At 64.6% G+C, this 16,296-nt stretch carries 17 protein-coding genes, 1 tRNA gene and 1 pseudogene; 4 read left to right on the top strand and 15 right to left on the bottom strand.

Annotated features, from left to right (window positions below):
- The first annotated feature begins 192 nt into the window (after positions 1–192).
- Positions 193–870, top strand: a complete 678-nt coding sequence (locus QW887_RS26260) for a ParA family protein (protein ID WP_231327589.1) — start codon at positions 193–195, stop codon at positions 868–870.
- A gap of 111 nt (positions 871–981) precedes the next feature.
- Here QW887_RS26260 and QW887_RS26255 read toward each other — a convergent pair whose 3' ends face one another.
- From QW887_RS26255 to trxB, 4 genes are all read right to left on the bottom strand, one after another.
- Positions 982–1,152, bottom strand: coding sequence for a hypothetical protein (locus tag QW887_RS26255; RefSeq protein WP_315717524.1), 171 nt, complete (start codon positions 1,150–1,152; stop codon positions 982–984).
- 169 nt (positions 1,153–1,321) lie between these two features.
- Entirely contained in the window at positions 1,322–2,245 is a 924-nt protein-coding gene (gene dapA, locus QW887_RS26250; RefSeq protein WP_315810592.1) for a 4-hydroxy-tetrahydrodipicolinate synthase, read from the bottom strand.
- A 448-nt stretch (positions 2,246–2,693) separates the two neighbouring features.
- Positions 2,694–3,617, bottom strand: coding sequence for a LysR family transcriptional regulator (locus QW887_RS26245; RefSeq protein ID WP_315717522.1), 924 nt, complete (start codon positions 3,615–3,617; stop codon positions 2,694–2,696).
- 7 nt (positions 3,618–3,624) lie between these two features.
- The gene (gene trxB, locus QW887_RS26240; protein WP_315717521.1) at positions 3,625–4,590 is read right to left on the bottom strand and encodes a thioredoxin-disulfide reductase; all 966 of its coding nucleotides are present in this window, start codon (positions 4,588–4,590) and stop codon (positions 3,625–3,627) included.
- A 289-nt stretch (positions 4,591–4,879) separates the two neighbouring features.
- On the opposite strand from trxB, the gene QW887_RS26235 reads away from it, so the two are divergent.
- Positions 4,880–5,359, top strand: coding sequence for an Lrp/AsnC family transcriptional regulator (locus tag QW887_RS26235; RefSeq protein ID WP_015664493.1), 480 nt, complete (start codon positions 4,880–4,882; stop codon positions 5,357–5,359).
- Positions 5,360–5,420: 61 nt separating this feature from the next.
- On the opposite strand, the gene QW887_RS26230 is transcribed toward QW887_RS26235, so the two are convergent.
- From QW887_RS26230 to QW887_RS26210, 5 genes are all read right to left on the bottom strand, one after another.
- Positions 5,421–5,825, bottom strand: coding sequence for a DoxX family protein (locus QW887_RS26230; RefSeq protein WP_315717520.1), 405 nt, complete (start codon positions 5,823–5,825; stop codon positions 5,421–5,423).
- A 255-nt stretch (positions 5,826–6,080) separates the two neighbouring features.
- Complete coding sequence (gene greA, locus QW887_RS26225) at positions 6,081–6,557, bottom strand: transcription elongation factor GreA (RefSeq protein ID WP_315717519.1); 477 nt, start codon at positions 6,555–6,557, stop codon at positions 6,081–6,083.
- 207 nt (positions 6,558–6,764) lie between these two features.
- Positions 6,765–10,229, bottom strand: coding sequence for a carbamoyl-phosphate synthase large subunit (gene carB, locus QW887_RS26220; RefSeq protein WP_315717518.1), 3,465 nt, complete (start codon positions 10,227–10,229; stop codon positions 6,765–6,767).
- Positions 10,230–10,464: 235 nt separating this feature from the next.
- Positions 10,465–10,541 (bottom strand) — tRNA-OTHER (locus QW887_RS26215).
- A gap of 108 nt (positions 10,542–10,649) precedes the next feature.
- Positions 10,650–11,354: a class I SAM-dependent methyltransferase gene (locus tag QW887_RS26210; RefSeq protein ID WP_316166902.1), complete on the bottom strand. Its 705-nt coding sequence runs from the start codon at positions 11,352–11,354 to the stop codon at positions 10,650–10,652.
- Positions 11,355–11,462: 108 nt separating this feature from the next.
- Here QW887_RS26210 and QW887_RS26205 point away from each other — a divergent pair, with 108 nt between their 5' ends.
- Positions 11,463–11,990 (top strand): DNA starvation/stationary phase protection protein, encoded by a 528-nt coding sequence (locus tag QW887_RS26205; RefSeq protein WP_315717516.1) that lies wholly within the window; start codon positions 11,463–11,465, stop codon positions 11,988–11,990.
- Between the two features lie 89 nt (positions 11,991–12,079).
- On the opposite strand, the gene QW887_RS26200 is transcribed toward QW887_RS26205, so the two are convergent.
- From QW887_RS26200 to QW887_RS26185, 4 genes are all read right to left on the bottom strand, one after another.
- A complete protein-coding gene (locus QW887_RS26200) occupies positions 12,080–12,874 on the bottom strand; it encodes a sulfite exporter TauE/SafE family protein (protein ID WP_315717515.1) in 795 nt (264 codons plus the stop codon).
- Between the two features lie 104 nt (positions 12,875–12,978).
- The gene (locus tag QW887_RS26195) at positions 12,979–13,872 is read right to left on the bottom strand and encodes an MBL fold metallo-hydrolase (RefSeq protein WP_316187687.1); all 894 of its coding nucleotides are present in this window, start codon (positions 13,870–13,872) and stop codon (positions 12,979–12,981) included.
- A gap of 11 nt (positions 13,873–13,883) precedes the next feature.
- Entirely contained in the window at positions 13,884–14,336 is a 453-nt protein-coding gene (locus tag QW887_RS26190) for a DUF6691 family protein (protein ID WP_315717513.1), read from the bottom strand.
- A 6-nt stretch (positions 14,337–14,342) separates the two neighbouring features.
- Entirely contained in the window at positions 14,343–14,855 is a 513-nt protein-coding gene (locus QW887_RS26185) for a YeeE/YedE family protein (RefSeq protein WP_316188197.1), read from the bottom strand.
- Here QW887_RS26185 and QW887_RS26180 point away from each other — a divergent pair.
- Positions 14,854–15,180 (top strand): metalloregulator ArsR/SmtB family transcription factor, encoded by a 327-nt coding sequence (locus tag QW887_RS26180; RefSeq protein WP_315717511.1) that lies wholly within the window; start codon positions 14,854–14,856, stop codon positions 15,178–15,180. The two genes, QW887_RS26185 and QW887_RS26180, sit on opposite strands and share 2 nt — an antisense overlap.
- Here the strand turns inward: QW887_RS26180 and QW887_RS26175 are convergent, their stop codons facing one another.
- Complete coding sequence (locus QW887_RS26175; protein ID WP_316186057.1) at positions 15,181–15,714, bottom strand: cupin domain-containing protein; 534 nt, start codon at positions 15,712–15,714, stop codon at positions 15,181–15,183.
- Between the two features lie 66 nt (positions 15,715–15,780).
- Positions 15,781–16,286 (bottom strand): annotated as a pseudogene (locus tag QW887_RS26170) (PaaI family thioesterase).
- Positions 16,287–16,296 lie beyond the last annotated feature (10 nt).

Genomic DNA, 16,296 nt, shown 5'->3' with positions numbered 1-16,296 from the left:
AAATGCGATGGGGCATGACCGGATGTTGTCGAACATCGCGGCCTGATCTGCTGTTTTGCCTGCTTTGGTGTGACTCAAAAACCAATGCGTTTCGGCAATCAGGAGTTACGTCTTATCGATCGCTAAATTTATCTTCCGCGAATCAGTCCGCTGATTCATTTTCGCTGCCGGGGTCAATCTGGAGGCCAAGGTATGAACGTTATTGTTTTCGCATCGCGTAAGGGCGGTTCAGGCAAGAGCACCCTGGCCGCCCATCTCGCTGCGCAGATCAAGTCCAGCAAGTCTTGTCTGCTCATCGATGCCGACCCGCAGGGGTCGCTGACGCTTTGGCACAAGCTGCGCGGCACCAACGAGCCGCCGATCAAGACGGCCGTGAACTCGGTGAGCGCGATCGTGTCCGCCGCCCGCCGCGACGGCGTCGAATGGGTGCTGATCGATACGCCGCCGACCATCTCGGCCGTCGTCGAGGATGCGATCAAGAACGCGACCATGGTGATCATCCCGGCCCGCCCCGGCGTGTTCGACGTCAACGCGGTACAGGAGACGATCCAGACCTGCCGCGCCGCGCGCAAGCCCTACGCGGTCGTTCTCAATGGCGCGCCGGCGCGCCGCGACGATGCCGAAAGCCCGATCGTCACCATCGCCCGCGAGGCGCTGGCGAAGTTCAAGGCCCCGGTGTGGGGCGGCCAGATCACCAACCGCGCCGATCTGCTGATGGCGCTGGGCCAGGGTGAAGGCGTGCGGGAATATTATGCGGAGGGCCGGGCTGCGGCCGAGATCGCACGCCTCTGGGCTGCGATCGAGCGTTCGGTGCGGGCGATTCGCGGGACTGTGTCGGCCAACGGCGCCATGCACAAGCAGGCGGCCTGATCACGGCATCAGATGAGGCATCGACGCGCGGTCTTCCGCGCGTTTTTTGCGTCGGGTCACACGATCTGGCGTGAGTGCCGACCTCGCGCCGCGCGAGAGGGCGCGGCGAGGTCAGGCAACCATCAGGAAATAGAAGGCGATTGCCGGCGTCAGGGTCAGGATGACGGACCAGATCCCGACCGCCCAGAGAATGTCTTCGACGCTGAACCCCTGGTGCTCAGGGTATGGATGATCCTGCAAAGCCACGACGCCCTCGCGCTCTTTGATGTTTTCAACATCCATAGCGGAACATCTTTAAACACGAGGTTGCGGACTGCGCCGCTTTTGATCGCGTTTGTTAGCTCGGATTAACCACGGAGATTCTGCTCCGGCTCCGCAGCGGTGGCGCGGCTCTGCCTGGCCGTCCCGATCGGGACGGCAAGGCAGAGCCGGCGAATAGGTTGGGGCGTGCTCAGGCAACGCGGTTCTGCGTGGTCGTCGGCTGGCGCCGCTCGATCTGCTGATCCAGCCGTGCGGCGAGGTCGTCGCCAACCTCCACCATCGGCAGCCGCACTTCGGGGCTCGCAATGACGCCGGTCCGCGCCAGCCAGTACTTGGCCGGGGCCGGGCTCGGCTCGGTGAACAGCAGCCGCGTGAGATGCTCGACCTGCGCCCAGCACGCTGCTGCCGCGTCGTGACGGCCGGCCTTTACGTGCTGCAGGATTGCGGCAAACGTCTCGGTCTCCAGATGCGCCGAGAGCAGGATGGCGCCGTCGGCACCGGCCTGCAGCGCATCGAAGCTCTGGGCGTCTTCGCCCGTCAGGATATGAAAGCCAGCGCGCCGGCGCGTGATCAGGTCGCGCGTCTGCGTGCGGTTGGCGCAGCAATCCTTGAGCCCAGCGATGGCGGGATGCTCGGCGAGCTGCAGCAACGTCTCGTTGTCGAGGCCGACCGCCGACCGATAGGGAATGTTGTAGAGCACGATCGGATGGGCGGTGCGGTCAGCCAACGCGGTGAAATGCGCCAGCAGGCCGCGCTGCGACGGACGCACGTAAGGCGGACTCGAGATCAGATAGAAGTCGATCGGCCATGACGCGGTTCGGTCGAGCGCTTCGATCACCTCGGCCGTCGCCACGCCGCCGACACCAAGACAGATCGGCAGCGACCGGCCGGTGGTGTCGAGCTCGTCCCGGACCACGCTGATCAGACGGGCGCGCTCGTCCCATGACAGCGCCAGTCCTTCGCCTGACGTGGCACCGAGCACCAGTCCATCGATCCGCTTGGCGGCGTAGTGCCGAACCAGACTGCGTAAGGATGGTTCGTCGAGCGCGCCATCGCGGAACGGCGTGATCAGGGGCAGCCAGAGGCCCTGCAATCGGGTCGTAACGTCGGTCATGGTCCATCTCCTTGGGTTGGCAGGAGCCGGAGACGGGACACGCAAAAAAAGCCCCGTCCTCGCGGCGGGGCTGGTGATGCGGCGGTGAATTCGAGAGATTCTAGCGCGCGCGTCCACATGTCCCCGGGAGGGGAGCTTTTTTCGACGACAACTTGGCGTGCGAAGACGTGGACATAAGATCTAGATGCGCGGTGCGGGCGATGCTGTCAACGCCGCATCGGGCACGACACGGAAACATTCGGCAAAAAAATAGCCGGGCCCAAATGAGCCCGGCTGGAGGTATTGGCCAAAGCGGCCGACACAATCACCTTCCAAGAGGGATTTCTGAACGCTCGCGCCACTGGAGGAGGGGGACAATGCGCAACGCCAACGCTCAGCACATCCTCAGTATGGGCTCTCGCATGGCGTCGCAGCAACCATGCAAGCCGCATGTCAGACATGCACAATCTTACGCCGGCCAGCGCTGCGCTTTGCTCACGACGAAGTCACGGAACACTTGAACGCGAGCGACCGTTTTCAATTCCTCGGGATAGACGAAGTAGGTGTCGAGTTGGATCGAATCCGACTCCCCAAACAATTGCACGAGACGGCTGTTTTCCTCGACGAGGTAGTCCGGCAGCGCGGCGATGCCGAGTCCTTGCTGGCAGGCGCGGACCAGGCCGAGAATGTTGTTGACCCTGAAATAGGCCTCGCGCGGACCGGAGCCGTTGCGGCCGGCATCGACCAGCCAGCTGCGGTTCTGGAGATGCGGCGCGACTTGGCCGTCGGCCAGCATGATGATGCGATGATCATCGAGCTCGTCGAGCGTGCGCGGCGTGCCGAAGCGCTTGACATATTCCGGTGAACAATAGGCGTGGAAGCTGATCGCGAACAGCTTGCGCTGGATCAGATCGGGCTGGGTCGGCTTGCGGGTGCGGATCGCCACGTCCGCCTCGCGCATCGACAGATCAAGCTCCTCGTCGGTGACGATCAGCGAGATCCGGATCTCCGGATAGAGCGCGGTGAATTCTCCGAGTCGCGGGATCAACCAGTTGATGCCGACGCCCGGCGTGGTCGTGATCTTCAGGTCGCCGCTCGGGCGCTCGCGGCTATCGGTCAGCTTGGCGCGCGCCGCCTGCAGCTGCATGAAGACGTCATGCGCGGTTCGGAACAGGAGGTCGCCTTGCTCCGTCAGGATCAGCCCGCGGGCGTGGCGGTGGAACAGCGAGACTGCGAGCTCCTGCTCGAGCGCGCTGACCTGGCGCGACACCGCCGATTGTGACAGCCCGAGCTGCTCCCCGGCATGCGTGAAGCTGCCTGCTTCCGCCGCTGCGTGAAACACCTTCAGCTTGTCCCAATCCATATCCGTAAATCCATCCCGTGATCGTGGCATCGTCAGTTCATTCCGCCGCGGCGCGTTCGCTCGCGGCGTGGGCGAGGAAGCGTTCGGCCTCGAGGGCGGCCATGCAGCCCATGCCGGCTGCGGTGATCGCCTGCCGATAGGTTTCATCGGCGACGTCGCCGGCCGCAAACACGCCGGGAACGGAGGTCGCGGTCGAGCCCGGCGCCACCTCGACGTAACCGGAAGGCTTCAGTTTCAGTTGCCCCGCGACCAGCTCGGTTGCCGGCGCGTGGCCGATTGCAACGAACACGCCATCGGCGGGCAGCTCGGTGAGCGCGCCGGTCTTGACGTTCTTGAGCCGGACATGCGTGACCTTGGATGGCGAGCTGGCGCCGCAGATCTCATCGAGGGCGCTGTCCCAGACGACCTTGATCTTGGGATGCTTGAACAGCCGCTCCTGCAGGATGCGCTCGGCGCGGAAATGGTCGCGCCGGTGTACGACGGTGACGGTCGATGCGAAATTGGTCAGGAACAACGCTTCCTCGACCGCGGTGTTGCCGCCGCCGACGACGACGACCTCCTTTCCGCGATAGAAGAAGCCGTCACAGGTCGCACAGGCCGAGACCCCGAAGCCCTTGAACGTCTCCTCCGACGGCAGCCCGAGCCAGCGCGCCTGGGCGCCGGTCGCCAGAATGACGGTCTCGGCGAGGTAGACGTCACCGGAGTCGCAGGTCAGGCGGAACGGACGCTGTCCCAGCTCCAGCTTGGTCACGAGGTCCGTCTTGATCTGGGCGCCGACATGCGTCGCCTGCTTTTCCATCTGCTCCATCAGCCAGGGACCCTGGATGACGTCGGCAAATCCCGGATAGTTCTCCACGTCGGTGGTGATGGTGAGCTGGCCGCCTGGCTGGATGCCCTGAATCAGCACCGGCTCCAGCATAGCTCGTGCCGCGTAGATCGCCGCCGTATAGCCAGCAGGGCCGGAACCGATGATGACGACTTTGGCATGGATCGGAGCTTGCATGTGGCCGAAGACTCGCTGGAAAAGGGAGGATTACCGACGCAGCGAGCGGAATGCGCTGAAGAAACGCTCCGAAGCCCCATCGAAAATGTCAAATCCAAGTCTAAGCCATCTGGCAAGCTATGCAAGAATTGCAACGCATCTCGGCGAATTTTCCCTTCACGAGCCGGTCAACAGGGGAAATCTAAAGCAATAAAATTGCGTGGATTGACCGGCTTGCGCTAAGAGAGTTGCCCATCGTCGCCCGGCGCCCCCTGCGCCTCCTCCTGTTCCGCCAGAGCCCACAATCCCCGTGTCCAAGAATCTTGATGAGATCGATCTCAAAATCCTGAGCGAAATTCAGGCCGACGGCAGGATCACCAATGTCGAGCTCGCCAAGCGGGTCGGCATCTCGCCGCCGCCTTGCTTGCGCCGCGTGCGGACCCTGGAGGAGGAAGGCTACATCACCGGCTACCGGGGCCTGCTCGACCCGCGCAAGCTCGGCTTCGACGTGACCGTGTTCGCCTCGGTCCACCTGTCGAGCCAGGCGGACGCCGATCTGAAGGCGTTCGAAGAGTTCGTGCGGTCCGAGCCGCTGGTGCGGGAATGCTGGATGCTGTCCGGCGAGGTGGACTTCATCCTGAAATGCGTGGCACCGGACATGGCGACGTTTCAGGAGTTCGTGACCCACCTGACGGCGGCACCTCACGTGCGCAACGTGCGAACGTCCCTGGTGCTGCACAACTCGAAATACGAGGCGGCGGTGCCGCTCGAGGTCAAGGGACGCAGCTAGGCCCACCGCCATTCCGGGTTCGCCTCGTTCGAGGCGCCCCGGAATGACCGTGAGTGAAAGCCTACGCCTTCTTACGCAGCATCGCGTCGAGGCTGATCGGACCCCCGCCGGCCGTCGCCAGATAAAGGCATGAGAAGCAGAATGCGATTGCCGCGGTGCCGTTGTTCAGGAGCGGCAGCCACACCGGCTCACCTGTCTTGAACATGTGACCGAGGAAATAGGCGAAGGCCATCTGACCCGACAGAATGAACGCGACGGGCCGCGTGAGCAGACCCACCATCAGCAATCCGCCCAGCACGAGCTCGATCAGGCCGGCCGTATAGATGAGCGGCGGAATGTTTGCGAAATACGGAAGCACTGGAAACTTGAAGATCTTCGCCACGCCGTATTGAAACAACAACAGACCCGTGACGAAGCGAAACAGGCTGAGTACAGCCGGTTGCCATTTCGAGAACATCTGCTCCATGTCGATCATCCCCCAATCAAAGCCATCATGATGCGACGGACCGGACCCATCCTCCCGGCACGGCTCGTCGGTTCTGCACTAGCTCATTCCCGAAAGCCCGTCACCGGCGTGTGGCCTGGAGCCCGATGAATTGACCGTGTGCTGCCGAACGCCATTGTGCCGCAGTGCGGCCGGCCAAACGACGAAGGGCCGCGCCTTCGCGCAGCCCTGGTTTCGTCCGAACGGTCACAGGCACCGCTCCGGTGCCTCGGGTCCTCAGCGCCACTCGACCTTGGCGATCTCGTAGGACTTGGCGCCGCCGGGCGCCATGACCTCGACGGTAGTGCCCATCTTCTTGCCGATCAGCGCGCGCGCCAGCGGCGAGGTGATCGAGATCTTGCCCTTCTTGGCGTCCGCCTCGACCTCGCCGACGATCTGCCAGACCGTCTTCTTCTCGGTGTCCTCGTCGATCAGGGTCACCGTCGCGCCGAACTTGATCGTGTCGCCGGAGAGCTTGGTCACATCGATGATGTCGGCGCGCGCGAGCTTGTCCTCGAGCTCGGCGATGCGGCCCTCGTTGTGAGACTGCTCTTCCTTGGCGGCGTGATATTCCGCGTTCTCGGACAGGTCGCCATGCGAACGCGCTTCCGCGATATGTTCGATGATGCGCGGACGGTCCACCGATTGGCGCTGCTTGAGCTCGTTCTCCAACGCGGCGTAGCCCATCGAAGTCATGGGAACCTTTTCCACCATCTCTTCTCGTCCTTCAGTCGTGCGGGCGGGGGCGCGCACGATCAGCATCTTCAGAATAGGCCTTTGCGGCTCAAAGCAAAGCCTCAAGGCCCGGCAAGACCGTCCCGTCAAAGGCCGGTACAACATCGAACGGGGCGGCGAGTTCCTGAAAGCTTCTATTGCCGATTGTTGCCAACCGCTTAGCGGGCGTTCGCCCGCGCGCTGCGATTAGTTTTCGGAAAAGTAACTCTGCAGGGTGCGGACCTCAAGGTCTCCCCCGAGATAGGCACGGATGCCTTGCGCGGCCGCCACGGCACCCGAAAGAGTGGTGTAATACGGCACTTTATGCAAGAGGGCAGCGCGCCGCAGCGAGCGGCTGTCGGCCAGCGCCTGCGGGCCTTCGGTGGTGTTGAAGACCAGCTGGATGTCGCCGTTGGTGATGGCGTCCACGATGTGTGGCCGGCCTTCCAGCACCTTGTTGATCTTCTCGGTCGGCACGCCCTGGTCGGTCAGGAAGCGCTGGGTCCCGGAAGTCGCTACCACCTTGAAGCCGAGTTCGTGCAGCATCCGCACCACCTCGGTGATGCGCGCCTTGTCGCTTTCACGCACCGACACGAACACCGTGCCTTTGCGCGGCACGCGTGTGCCGCCCCCGAGCTGGCTCTTGGCGAACGCCACGGCGAACGAGCGGTCGATGCCCATCACCTCGCCGGTGGAGCGCATCTCCGGGCCGAGCACGGTGTCGACGCCGGGGAAGCGGGCGAACGGGAAGACTGATTCCTTCACCCCGACATGCTTGAGCGCGCGCTTGGTCAACCCGAAATCGGCGAGCTTCTCGCCCGCCATGATCCGGGCCGCAATCTTGGCGACCGGCGTGCCGACCACCTTGGCGACGAAGGGCACCGTGCGCGAGGCGCGCGGATTGACCTCGAGCACGTAGATCGTGCCGTCCTTGATCGCATATTGCACGTTCATCAGGCCGACGACGTCGAGCCCGAGCGCCAGCTCGCGGGTCTGCCGCTCCAGCTCGGCGATGGTCGCCTCGTCGAGCGAATGCGGCGGTAGCGAGCAGGCGGAATCGCCGGAATGGATGCCAGCCTCCTCGATGTGCTCCATGATGCCGACGATGAAGGTGTCCTTGCCGTCGGAAAGGCAGTCCACATCGATCTCGGTGGCGTCCGACAGGTAGCGGTCGAACAGCAGCGGGTTCTTGCCCAGCACCGTGTTGATCTGGCCGGTCTTGTCGTTGGGATAGCGCGCCTTGACGTCGGCCGGCACCAGCTCCGGCAGGGTGCCGAGCAGGTAGTCGCTGAGCTGGTTGTCCTCGCGGATGATCTGCATCGCGCGGCCGCCGAGCACATAGGATGGGCGCACCACCAGCGGCAGGCCGAGATCGGCCGCCACCAGGCGCGCCTGCTCGACCGAATAGGCGATGCCGTTCTTCGGCTGCTTCAGATGCAGCTTGTCGAGGATGCGCTTGAAGCGGTCGCGGTCCTCGGCCAGGTCGATGGCTTCCGGCGAGGTGCCGAGGATCGGTACCTCGGCGGCTTCGAGCGCGCGCGCGAGCTTCAGCGGCGTCTGGCCGCCGAACTGCACGATGACGCCATGCACGGTGCCGTTCTTTCGCTCGGTGGCGATGATCTCGAGCACGTCCTCGGCCGTCAGCGGCTCGAAATACAGCCGGTCGGCGGTGTCATAGTCAGTCGAGACCGTCTCCGGATTGCAGTTGACCATGATGGTCTCGTAGCCGGCATCGGCCAGCGCGAAACAGGCATGGCAGCAGCAATAGTCGAACTCGATGCCCTGGCCGATCCGGTTCGGACCGCCGCCGAGAATGATTACTTTCTTCTTGTCCGACGGCGCGCTCTCGTCGCCGAGAGCGCCGGCAAACGGCGTCTCATAGCTCGAATACATGTAGGCGGTCGGCGAAGCGAACTCCGCTGCGCAGGTGTCGATTCGCTTGAACGCCGGACGGACGCCGAGCGCCTGCCGCTTGGCGGCGACCTCGGCTTCGGTGGTGTTGGCGAGCACCGCGAGCCGCGCGTCGGAGAAGCCCATCGCCTTCAGCGTGCGCATGCCGCTGGCATTCGGCGGCAGGCCATGACGGCGAACCTTGTCCTCCATCTCGACGATGCCGCGCATCTGCGCCAGGAACCACGGATCGATCTTGCAGGAGTTGAAGATGTCCTCGTCCGACCAGCCGAGGCGCATCGCCTGCGCCACCTGGAGCAGGCGGTTCGGGGTCGGCGTGCCCAGGGCGGCGCGGATCGCATTCTTGTCATCGCCGCGGCCGAGCCCCTCGATGTCGATCTCGTCGAGGCCGGTGAGGCCCGTCTCCAGGCCGCGCAGCGCCTTTTGCAGGCTTTCCTGGAACGTGCGGCCGATCGCCATGACTTCGCCGACCGACTTCATCGAGGTCGTCAAGGTGGTCGAGGCGCCCGGGAATTTCTCGAAGGCAAAGCGGGGGATCTTGGTGACGACGTAGTCGATCGTCGGCTCGAACGAGGCCGGGGTCGCGCCGCCGGTGATGTCGTTGGCGATCTCGTCCAGCGTGTAGCCGACCGCGAGCTTGGCCGCGACCTTGGCGATCGGGAAGCCGGTCGCCTTGGAGGCCAAGGCCGAGGAGCGCGACACGCGCGGATTCATCTCGATCACGACCATGCGGCCGTCGGCCGGGTTGACGCCGAACTGCACGTTGGAGCCGCCGGTCTCGACGCCGATCTCGCGCAGCACCGCCAGCGAGGCGTCGCGCATGATCTGATATTCCTTGTCGGTCAGCGTCAACGCCGGCGCCACCGTGATCGAGTCGCCGGTGTGCACGCCCATCGGATCGAGGTTCTCGATCGAGCAGACGATGATGCAGTTGTCGTGTTTGTCGCGGACGACCTCCATCTCGTACTCCTTCCATCCGAGCACCGATTCCTCGATCAGCACTTCGTTGGTGGGGGAGGCATCGAGACCGCGCTCGATGATGTCGAGATACTCTTCCTTGTTGTAGGCGATGCCGCCACCGGTGCCGCCCATGGTGAAGGAGGGACGGATGATCGCGGGCAGGCCGATCTCGGACAGCGCCATCAGCGCCTGTCCCAGCGCATGCTCCTGATAGCGCTTGCGGCGCTCGTTCTCGCCGAGCGTCCATTGCCGGTCGAGCTCGTCGCGCGCGGCGCCCGACAGCGTCTCGCGCTCGGCCAAGTATTTGTCTCGATACTGCTTCTTCAGCGCCGACGCATTGGCGAGCCGCGACTTCGGGGTCTGCAGCCCGATCTTCTCCATCGCATTGCGGAACAGCTGGCGGTCCTCGGCCTTGTCGATCGCGTCAGCCGTCGCGCCGATCATTTCGACGTCGAACTTCTCCAGTGTCCCCTGCCGGCGCAGCGACAGCGCGCAGTTCAGCGCGGTCTGCCCGCCCATGGTCGGCAGCAGTGCGAAGCCGCCGGGGATGACGTGGCGTTCCTTCTCGATGATCTTGGCGACGATCTCCGGCGTGATTGGCTCGATATAGGTCGCATCGGCCAATTCCGGATCGGTCATGATCGTGGCCGGATTGGAATTGACGAGGACGACGCGATAGCCCTCCTCCTTCAGCGCCTTCACCGCCTGCGTACCGGAATAGTCGAATTCGCAGGCCTGGCCGATCACGATCGGACCGGCGCCAATGATCAGGATGGTCGAGATGTCGGTTCGTTTCGGCATTCAAGCTCACGGGCAAGAAACGGGCAGGAATTGGGCACAAAAAAAGGGCGCGCGTGCCGCGCGTCCCCGAAGGCCAAGGCGCGACCATTGCTCGCGCGCGAGCGGTCTTTAGACCAGTTTCCTCTGAGCGAAAAGGGTTTTGGGCCGAAATCAACGGCCAATTTGGCCGAAGAGGGTCTGAGGGGCACGGCGCCGTCGCTGGCTCGCCGAGCCGAAGCTGCGCAGCAGCGACGGCTGGAGGCCCGGCCTGGACTTGAACCAGGTTCAAGAGCGTTGCACCGCTCTTCGCGTCGTAGCTTCCGCCACCGGGCCGGGGGTGATCTTACCTCTCACGGCCGCGTGAGCCAGCCCGTGTTTCAGTTAACCCTAATCCGGTTGCTCGATGTTGGGCCACGGCGTGGGGTTGGTCGGCTCGGCCGGTCACACGGTTCCCATTGCCGGCTGCGCCACGAAGGTCATGCGCCAGGGATTGTGGCCGATATTCTTCGGCGCCCGGACGGCAGAGAGGCCGGCCTTCTTCAGCCGTGCCAGGATCTCGGCCTCGCTGTAGCGCTGCAGGCCGACCTTGGTCCGCAACTGCCGGTAATCGGACAGGGCAGTGGCGACCAGCCCGACCAGGGCATCCCTGAGGAAGCCGTCCCGCGCCGCGAACATCAGCAGCGCGAGCACGTCACGGCCCATGCCGACGTCCGGACGCAGGACGTCGCCGAGGACGAACTTTCCCGACGGCTTCAGCAGCCGCCTGATCACGGCCAGGGCTGCATCGAATTCCGCCTCGCTCATGTACTGGGCCACGGAGTTCATGACCACGAGGTCGATCGAGCCTTCCTGCATGTTGCGCAGCTCGTCCAGCGACCGCACGCGGATCTTGGTGTTGGGGGCGAAGCGCGCGATCAGCCGGCCGCGCACGCCCGGCGCCGGCTCGGCCAGGATGAGCGTCATGCAGGCGTCGGCGACCTTGGCGGCCGACAGGGCCTCTCCGCAGGAATAGTCGAGAACGACTGCGTCGGGCGAGGGAATATAGCCGACGATGTCGCGCGCGATCCCCTCGAAGTGCAGGTCGCGATGCAGCTTGCTCGCATAGATCGTGTGCGTGGAATCGTAATAATCGATCCAGTCGTCCATGGCGGGTTCCGGCAAACACAGTTCCTTGATCGGAACTGGAGGGGTCAGCGAGCGTTAACGGGTCCGATCATCCGTGTCCATCGCTGCTTCTAACAGGAAGGCCAAGCCGTGAGTAAAGCAAAGACCGACAAGACCGCCCCCGAGCTCGATACCCCGACCGATCTGTCCCCGGATGCCGTGAACAAGATCTCGACGGCATTGAACACGCTGCTTGCGGACGCCTTTGCGCTCTATCTGAAGACCAAGAACTTCCATTGGCACGTCAGCGGACGGCATTTCCATGACTACCACGAGATGCTCGACGAGCAGTCGGACGCGATCTTTGCCACCACGGACCAGCTCGCCGAGCGCGTGCGCAAGCTCGGTGGCACCACGCTGAAATCGATCAGCCAGATCAGCAAGCTGCAGACCATCAAGGACAACAACGAGGAGTATGTGCCGCCGCGCGAGATGTTGCGGGAGTTGATGGAGGACAACAAGCACGTCGCGGCTGCGATGCGGAAAGCGCACGGGCTGTGCGACGACAATGACGATCCCGCCACCGCGGGATTGCTGGAGACCTTCATCGACGAGACCGAGCGCCGCACTTGGTTCTTGTTCGAAGCCAGCCGTCAGGAAGGCAGCAACGCGGCATAGGCGGGCCCGCGTCGAGTTGAGGTCCGGGCGCGCTGCGAGGACGTGGCGCGCCGGTCCGGCCTCGATGCCGGCCTCCGGCTCATGCCAGGCTATGCGGAGTGGCCGAGTGCCGACCAGCTCCGATAGATCATGTAAGCCGCCACCACGAATACCACCGTGGCAAACACCTTGTTCAGGGTGCCGCGCGTACCGGACAGGCGAGCCGCCAGCTTCGCACCGACCAGGCCACCGGCGATGCCGGCGACGAGAAAGGTCGCCGCCAGCGCCCAGTCGACCAGTCCCGACAGCGCGTAGTTTGCTGCGGTCGTCAGTCCGAACGCCGTGACGGACACGAGCGAGGAGCCGATCGCGTAGAGGATCGGCATGCCCGTCGCAAACATCAGAGCCGGAACGATCAGGAAGCCGCCGCCGATGCCGAAGAAGCCGGACAGTGTTCCCGTGCCGAAACCGAATGCCAAGAGCGGCAACAGATTGTCGCGCGAAAGCTTGACGTCCAGCTGGCTGTTCGTGCCGCGCCTGCGCAGCATCAAGAGGCCGATCACGATCATGACCAGGGCGAACAGCAGCAGCAGCTTCTGACCGTCGACCATCTTGCCGAGCGTCGAGCCAGCGAAGGCGCCGACCACGCCCGTTGCAGCAAACACCAGCGCGCAAGGCCATTTGACGTTCCCGGAGCGGGCATGATTGGCGAGATTGGCCGCCGCGTTGATCGCTACGGCGACCGCGCTCGTGCCGATCGCGACGTGGGGATTGCCGACGCCTACCAGATACACCATGAGCGGCACGGCCAGCACCGATCCGCCCCCGCCGATCAGGCCGAGCGTGAATCCGACGAAAGAGCCGGACAGCGAGCCGAGCGCAAGCTGGGCAGCGGACAAGGTCATCCTGCGATGCTCCGGAGTGGCGTGCCGCGCCGGTGCCCGGCCGTTGCCAAATGGGAAAGCCGAGCCGCGACGTCTGCCGCGCGGTCGGTGGGGCGAGGGGTGTCCTAGAGTGCGTTGAGCGGGACTTTCAGGAAGCGCCGGCCGTCCTGATCGGGCGTCGGCAACCGTCCCGCCTTCATGTTCACCTGCAGGGAGGGGATGATCAGCTTGGGCATGTCCAAGGTGCGGTCGCGCGCCTCGCGGGCGGCGACGAACTGATCCTCGGTGATGCCGTCGCGGACGTGGATGTTGTGCGCGCGCTGCTCGGCCACCGTCGTTTCCCAGCGGATGTCGCGGCCGTTTGGACCGTAGTCGTGGCACATGAACAGCCGCGTCGCGTCAGGCAACTCCAGCACCCGGCGGATCGAGCGATACAGCGTGCGGGCATCGCCGCCAGGAAAGTCGGCGCGTGCCGAGCCGCCGTCCGGCATGAATAGCGTGTCGCCGACGAAGGCGGCGTCTCCGATCACATGAGTCATGCAGGCCGGCGTGTGCCCCGGCGTATGCATGGCGAAGGCGGTGATTGTGCCGATCCGGTAGGTGTCGCCATCATGGAACAGGCGGTCGAACTGGCTGCCGTCGCGCTGAAACTCGGTGCCTTCGTTGAAGATCTTGCCGAACGTCTCCTGCACCATCCTGATGTTGGCGCCGATGCCGATCCTGCCGCCCAGCCTTGACTGGATGTAGGGCGCCGCCGACAGATGATCGGCATGGACATGGGTCTCGATCAGCCAGTCCAGTTGCCAGCCGCGATCCTCGATCAGGCGAATGATCTCGTCGGCCGAATGCGGTGCGATGCGCCCCGATGCATAGTCGATGTCCATGACCGAATCGATCACCGCGCAGGCCCGCGAGCCTGGGTCCTTGACCACATAGCTGACGGTGTTGGTGGCGCGATCGAAGAACGGTGTGACCTCGGGTTTCACTGACAGGTCGACCGGATGAGGAATGCCGGACATTCAAGCCTCCCTCATTCTGAAGCGACTGCGGCGAGCGAGGGCCGGCGGCTCGCGAGCATGCGGGCTGCGGCCATTCCGATCATCATGGCCGTGACGAACAGGACGATGGCAGGCGAGCCGTAGCCGAGCGCCACGAAGGCCGGGCCCGGGCAGATGCCGGCGAGGCCCCAGCCGATGCCGAAGATCGCAGGGCCGGTTGCGATCCGCCAATCCAGCGTCTGAAAGGATGGCAGGTGGAATTGGTCACCGAGGACGGGACGCCGGCGCCGGAAAACCAGTCGGAAGCCGGCGAAGGTGACCCCCACCGCTCCAGCCATCACGAGGATCAGGCTCGGATCCCAGCCGCCGAAGCGGATCGCCGCGAAATCGAGGAAGTTGAGCACCTTCTCTGGATTGGACATGCCCGAGAGCAGCAGCCCGAGTCCGAAGATGAGGCCGACGGTGAACTGGACGAAAATGATCATGGTGCCTCACAGCACGTGGCGAACGAGGAAGGTGGTCACGACCGCGGTGGCCATGAACACCAGCGTGGCGACGATCGAGCGCGGCGACAGGCTGGCGATGCCGCAGACGCCATGACCCGAGGTGCAGCCGTTGCCCCAGACCGCCCCGAAGCCGACCAGCAGCCCGGCTGCAACCATATCGATCGAACCGACCTCCAGCTTCAGCGGCGGCAGGCTCCCGCTGACGATGCGGACTGCAAGGGCGGCCGCGACCAGCCCTCCTATGAAGGCGAGCCGGCCAGCGAGCGCACCGTCCCAGGGCGGCAACAGCCGCGCGGCAATGCCGCTGACGCCGGCAATACGGCCGGTCAGGCCCATCAGCATGACGGCTGCAGCGCCGATGAGGGCGCCGCCTGCGAGCGCCGTGACCGCTGTATACTCCGTGATCATATCGTCCTTGATTCCCTCGTCGGGGGCATGTTGCAATCGGCTGTCATGTGCATTATTGCATATATACGAAAATGAAGAAGTAACAATCATGACAACACAGGCCAGGCGCAAAACCCGTGAGGCCATGGTGGCGGCGCTCGACGACAAGGCGGAGGAGGCGGCGGGCCTGCTCGCTGCCATGGCGAATTCGAAGCGCCTCATGGTGCTCTGCAACCTCATCGACGGCGAGCGCGCGGTCGGCGATCTCGCCGAACAGGTCGGGTTGCGACAGGCGGCGCTGTCTCAGCATCTCGCGAAGATGCGCGCGCTCGATCTCGTCGCCACCCGGCGCGATGGCCAGACCATCTACTATCGGCTGGCGAGCCGGGAGGTCCGCGAGATCCTGCAGACGCTGTATCGGCTGTATTGCGCCTGATCAGCGCGCCTGGTGCCACAGGCGCGTGAGCGGGCCGCCCGCGCCGAGCACAGGATCGGTCGCGGGCAGCGGCACCTCCGGAATGGTTTTCGATGCGCGGGCGTGGTTCTCCGGCGTCGGCCGCGTGATCTGCATCTTCGGTCCGGGCGGATAGGCGCCGACGATGCAGAAATCGCTGCTGGCAGCGATGCATTGATGTCCAGTGCCGGCCGGCAGGATGGCGACGTCGCCCGGCCTGAGCTCCAGCTCCCGGCCCTGATCGCCGCCGAAGCGGACCCGCGCCGTTCCGCCGGCGACACCCAGCGCCTCATGCACGGTCGCGTGATAGTGCAGATAGTCGTAGACGCCGTTGCGCCACATGTCGCCCCAGCCATTGGCGGCGAACACGCGCTCGATGTCGGCCGCCGGATCGGCGCCACCCAGATCGATGACGGCCTTGTAGACCAGGAACGGCATCGGATTATTGGGCACCAGGCCGTCATCCGCGAACACGATGCTGAGCGACTTGACGCGGGGCGAGGGGGCGGCAGGCATGGCGACCTCGGAACAAAGGATGGGGCCTCACCCTATCAACCGGCCTGCGCGGTAGCCGTTCCAGGCTCACGCCTTGGGCAGCTCGAGCACCAGGCAAGTCGTGGTGGCGTGCGCCAGCAGGCGCCCTTGCGAATCGGCGATGCGTGCCTCGGCGATGCGTGCCTCGGCGGTCGCGGCGCGGCGTCCGAACGACAGCGTCCTGCCCTCCGTTCTCACGATGCCGGTGGTCTCGGTCATTGCCTTGATGAAGGAGACCTTGAATTCCAGCGTGGTGTAACCGCTGCCCTGCGGGCACATCGTGGGACGGCGAGCCCCATCGCGGAATCCAGCAGGATCGCGGTGTAGCCGCCATGCACCGAGCAGATCGGATTGTAGTGCCGCAAGGCCGGCACGCTGTGCATGACGACCCGGCCGGGCTCGGCGCTGCAGTCGAACGGCGCGACGGTCTGCATGATCGGCGGCTGCGGCAAGGTCCCGGCGAAGATGCCGCGCACGAAATCGAGCCCGGGCATCGAGGCCAGTACCGCCAGGGGCACCACGCCGAATTCAGCGCGCGAATCCGTCTCGCTCATATTGTCGATC

Origin of the sequence: Bradyrhizobium sp. SZCCHNRI3052 (assembly GCF_032484895.1) — a bacterium.
GTDB lineage: Bacteria > Pseudomonadota > Alphaproteobacteria > Rhizobiales > Xanthobacteraceae > Bradyrhizobium.
This window is presented reverse-complemented; position numbering and strand designations above follow the sequence as displayed.

What these genes read in the sequence shown, in the direction of transcription:
- QW887_RS26245 (WP_315717522.1), bottom strand. Translation starts at nt 3,617, where the DNA reads ATGCCACGATCACGGGATGGATTTACGGATATGGATTGGGACAAGCTG.
- carB (WP_315717518.1), bottom strand. Translation starts at nt 10,229, where the DNA reads ATGCCGAAACGAACCGACATCTCGACCATCCTGATCATTGGCGCCGGT.
- QW887_RS26190 (WP_315717513.1), bottom strand. Translation starts at nt 14,336, where the DNA reads ATGATCATTTTCGTCCAGTTCACCGTCGGCCTCATCTTCGGACTCGGG.
- QW887_RS26255 (WP_315717524.1), bottom strand. Translation starts at nt 1,152, where the DNA reads ATGGATGTTGAAAACATCAAAGAGCGCGAGGGCGTCGTGGCTTTGCAG.
- QW887_RS26180 (WP_315717511.1), top strand. Translation starts at nt 14,854, where the DNA reads ATGACAACACAGGCCAGGCGCAAAACCCGTGAGGCCATGGTGGCGGCG.
- dapA (WP_315810592.1), bottom strand. Translation starts at nt 2,245, where the DNA reads ATGACCGACGTTACGACCCGATTGCAGGGCCTCTGGCTGCCCCTGATC.
- greA (WP_315717519.1), bottom strand. Translation starts at nt 6,557, where the DNA reads ATGGTGGAAAAGGTTCCCATGACTTCGATGGGCTACGCCGCGTTGGAG.
- QW887_RS26175 (WP_316186057.1), bottom strand. Translation starts at nt 15,714, where the DNA reads ATGCCTGCCGCCCCCTCGCCCCGCGTCAAGTCGCTCAGCATCGTGTTC.
- QW887_RS26260 (WP_231327589.1), top strand. Translation starts at nt 193, where the DNA reads ATGAACGTTATTGTTTTCGCATCGCGTAAGGGCGGTTCAGGCAAGAGC.
- QW887_RS26210 (WP_316166902.1), bottom strand. Translation starts at nt 11,354, where the DNA reads ATGGACGACTGGATCGATTATTACGATTCCACGCACACGATCTATGCG.
- QW887_RS26185 (WP_316188197.1), bottom strand. Translation starts at nt 14,855, where the DNA reads ATGATTGTTACTTCTTCATTTTCGTATATATGCAATAATGCACATGAC.
- QW887_RS26230 (WP_315717520.1), bottom strand. Translation starts at nt 5,825, where the DNA reads ATGGAGCAGATGTTCTCGAAATGGCAACCGGCTGTACTCAGCCTGTTT.
- trxB (WP_315717521.1), bottom strand. Translation starts at nt 4,590, where the DNA reads ATGCAAGCTCCGATCCATGCCAAAGTCGTCATCATCGGTTCCGGCCCT.
- QW887_RS26200 (WP_315717515.1), bottom strand. Translation starts at nt 12,874, where the DNA reads ATGACCTTGTCCGCTGCCCAGCTTGCGCTCGGCTCGCTGTCCGGCTCT.
- QW887_RS26195 (WP_316187687.1), bottom strand. Translation starts at nt 13,872, where the DNA reads ATGTCCGGCATTCCTCATCCGGTCGACCTGTCAGTGAAACCCGAGGTC.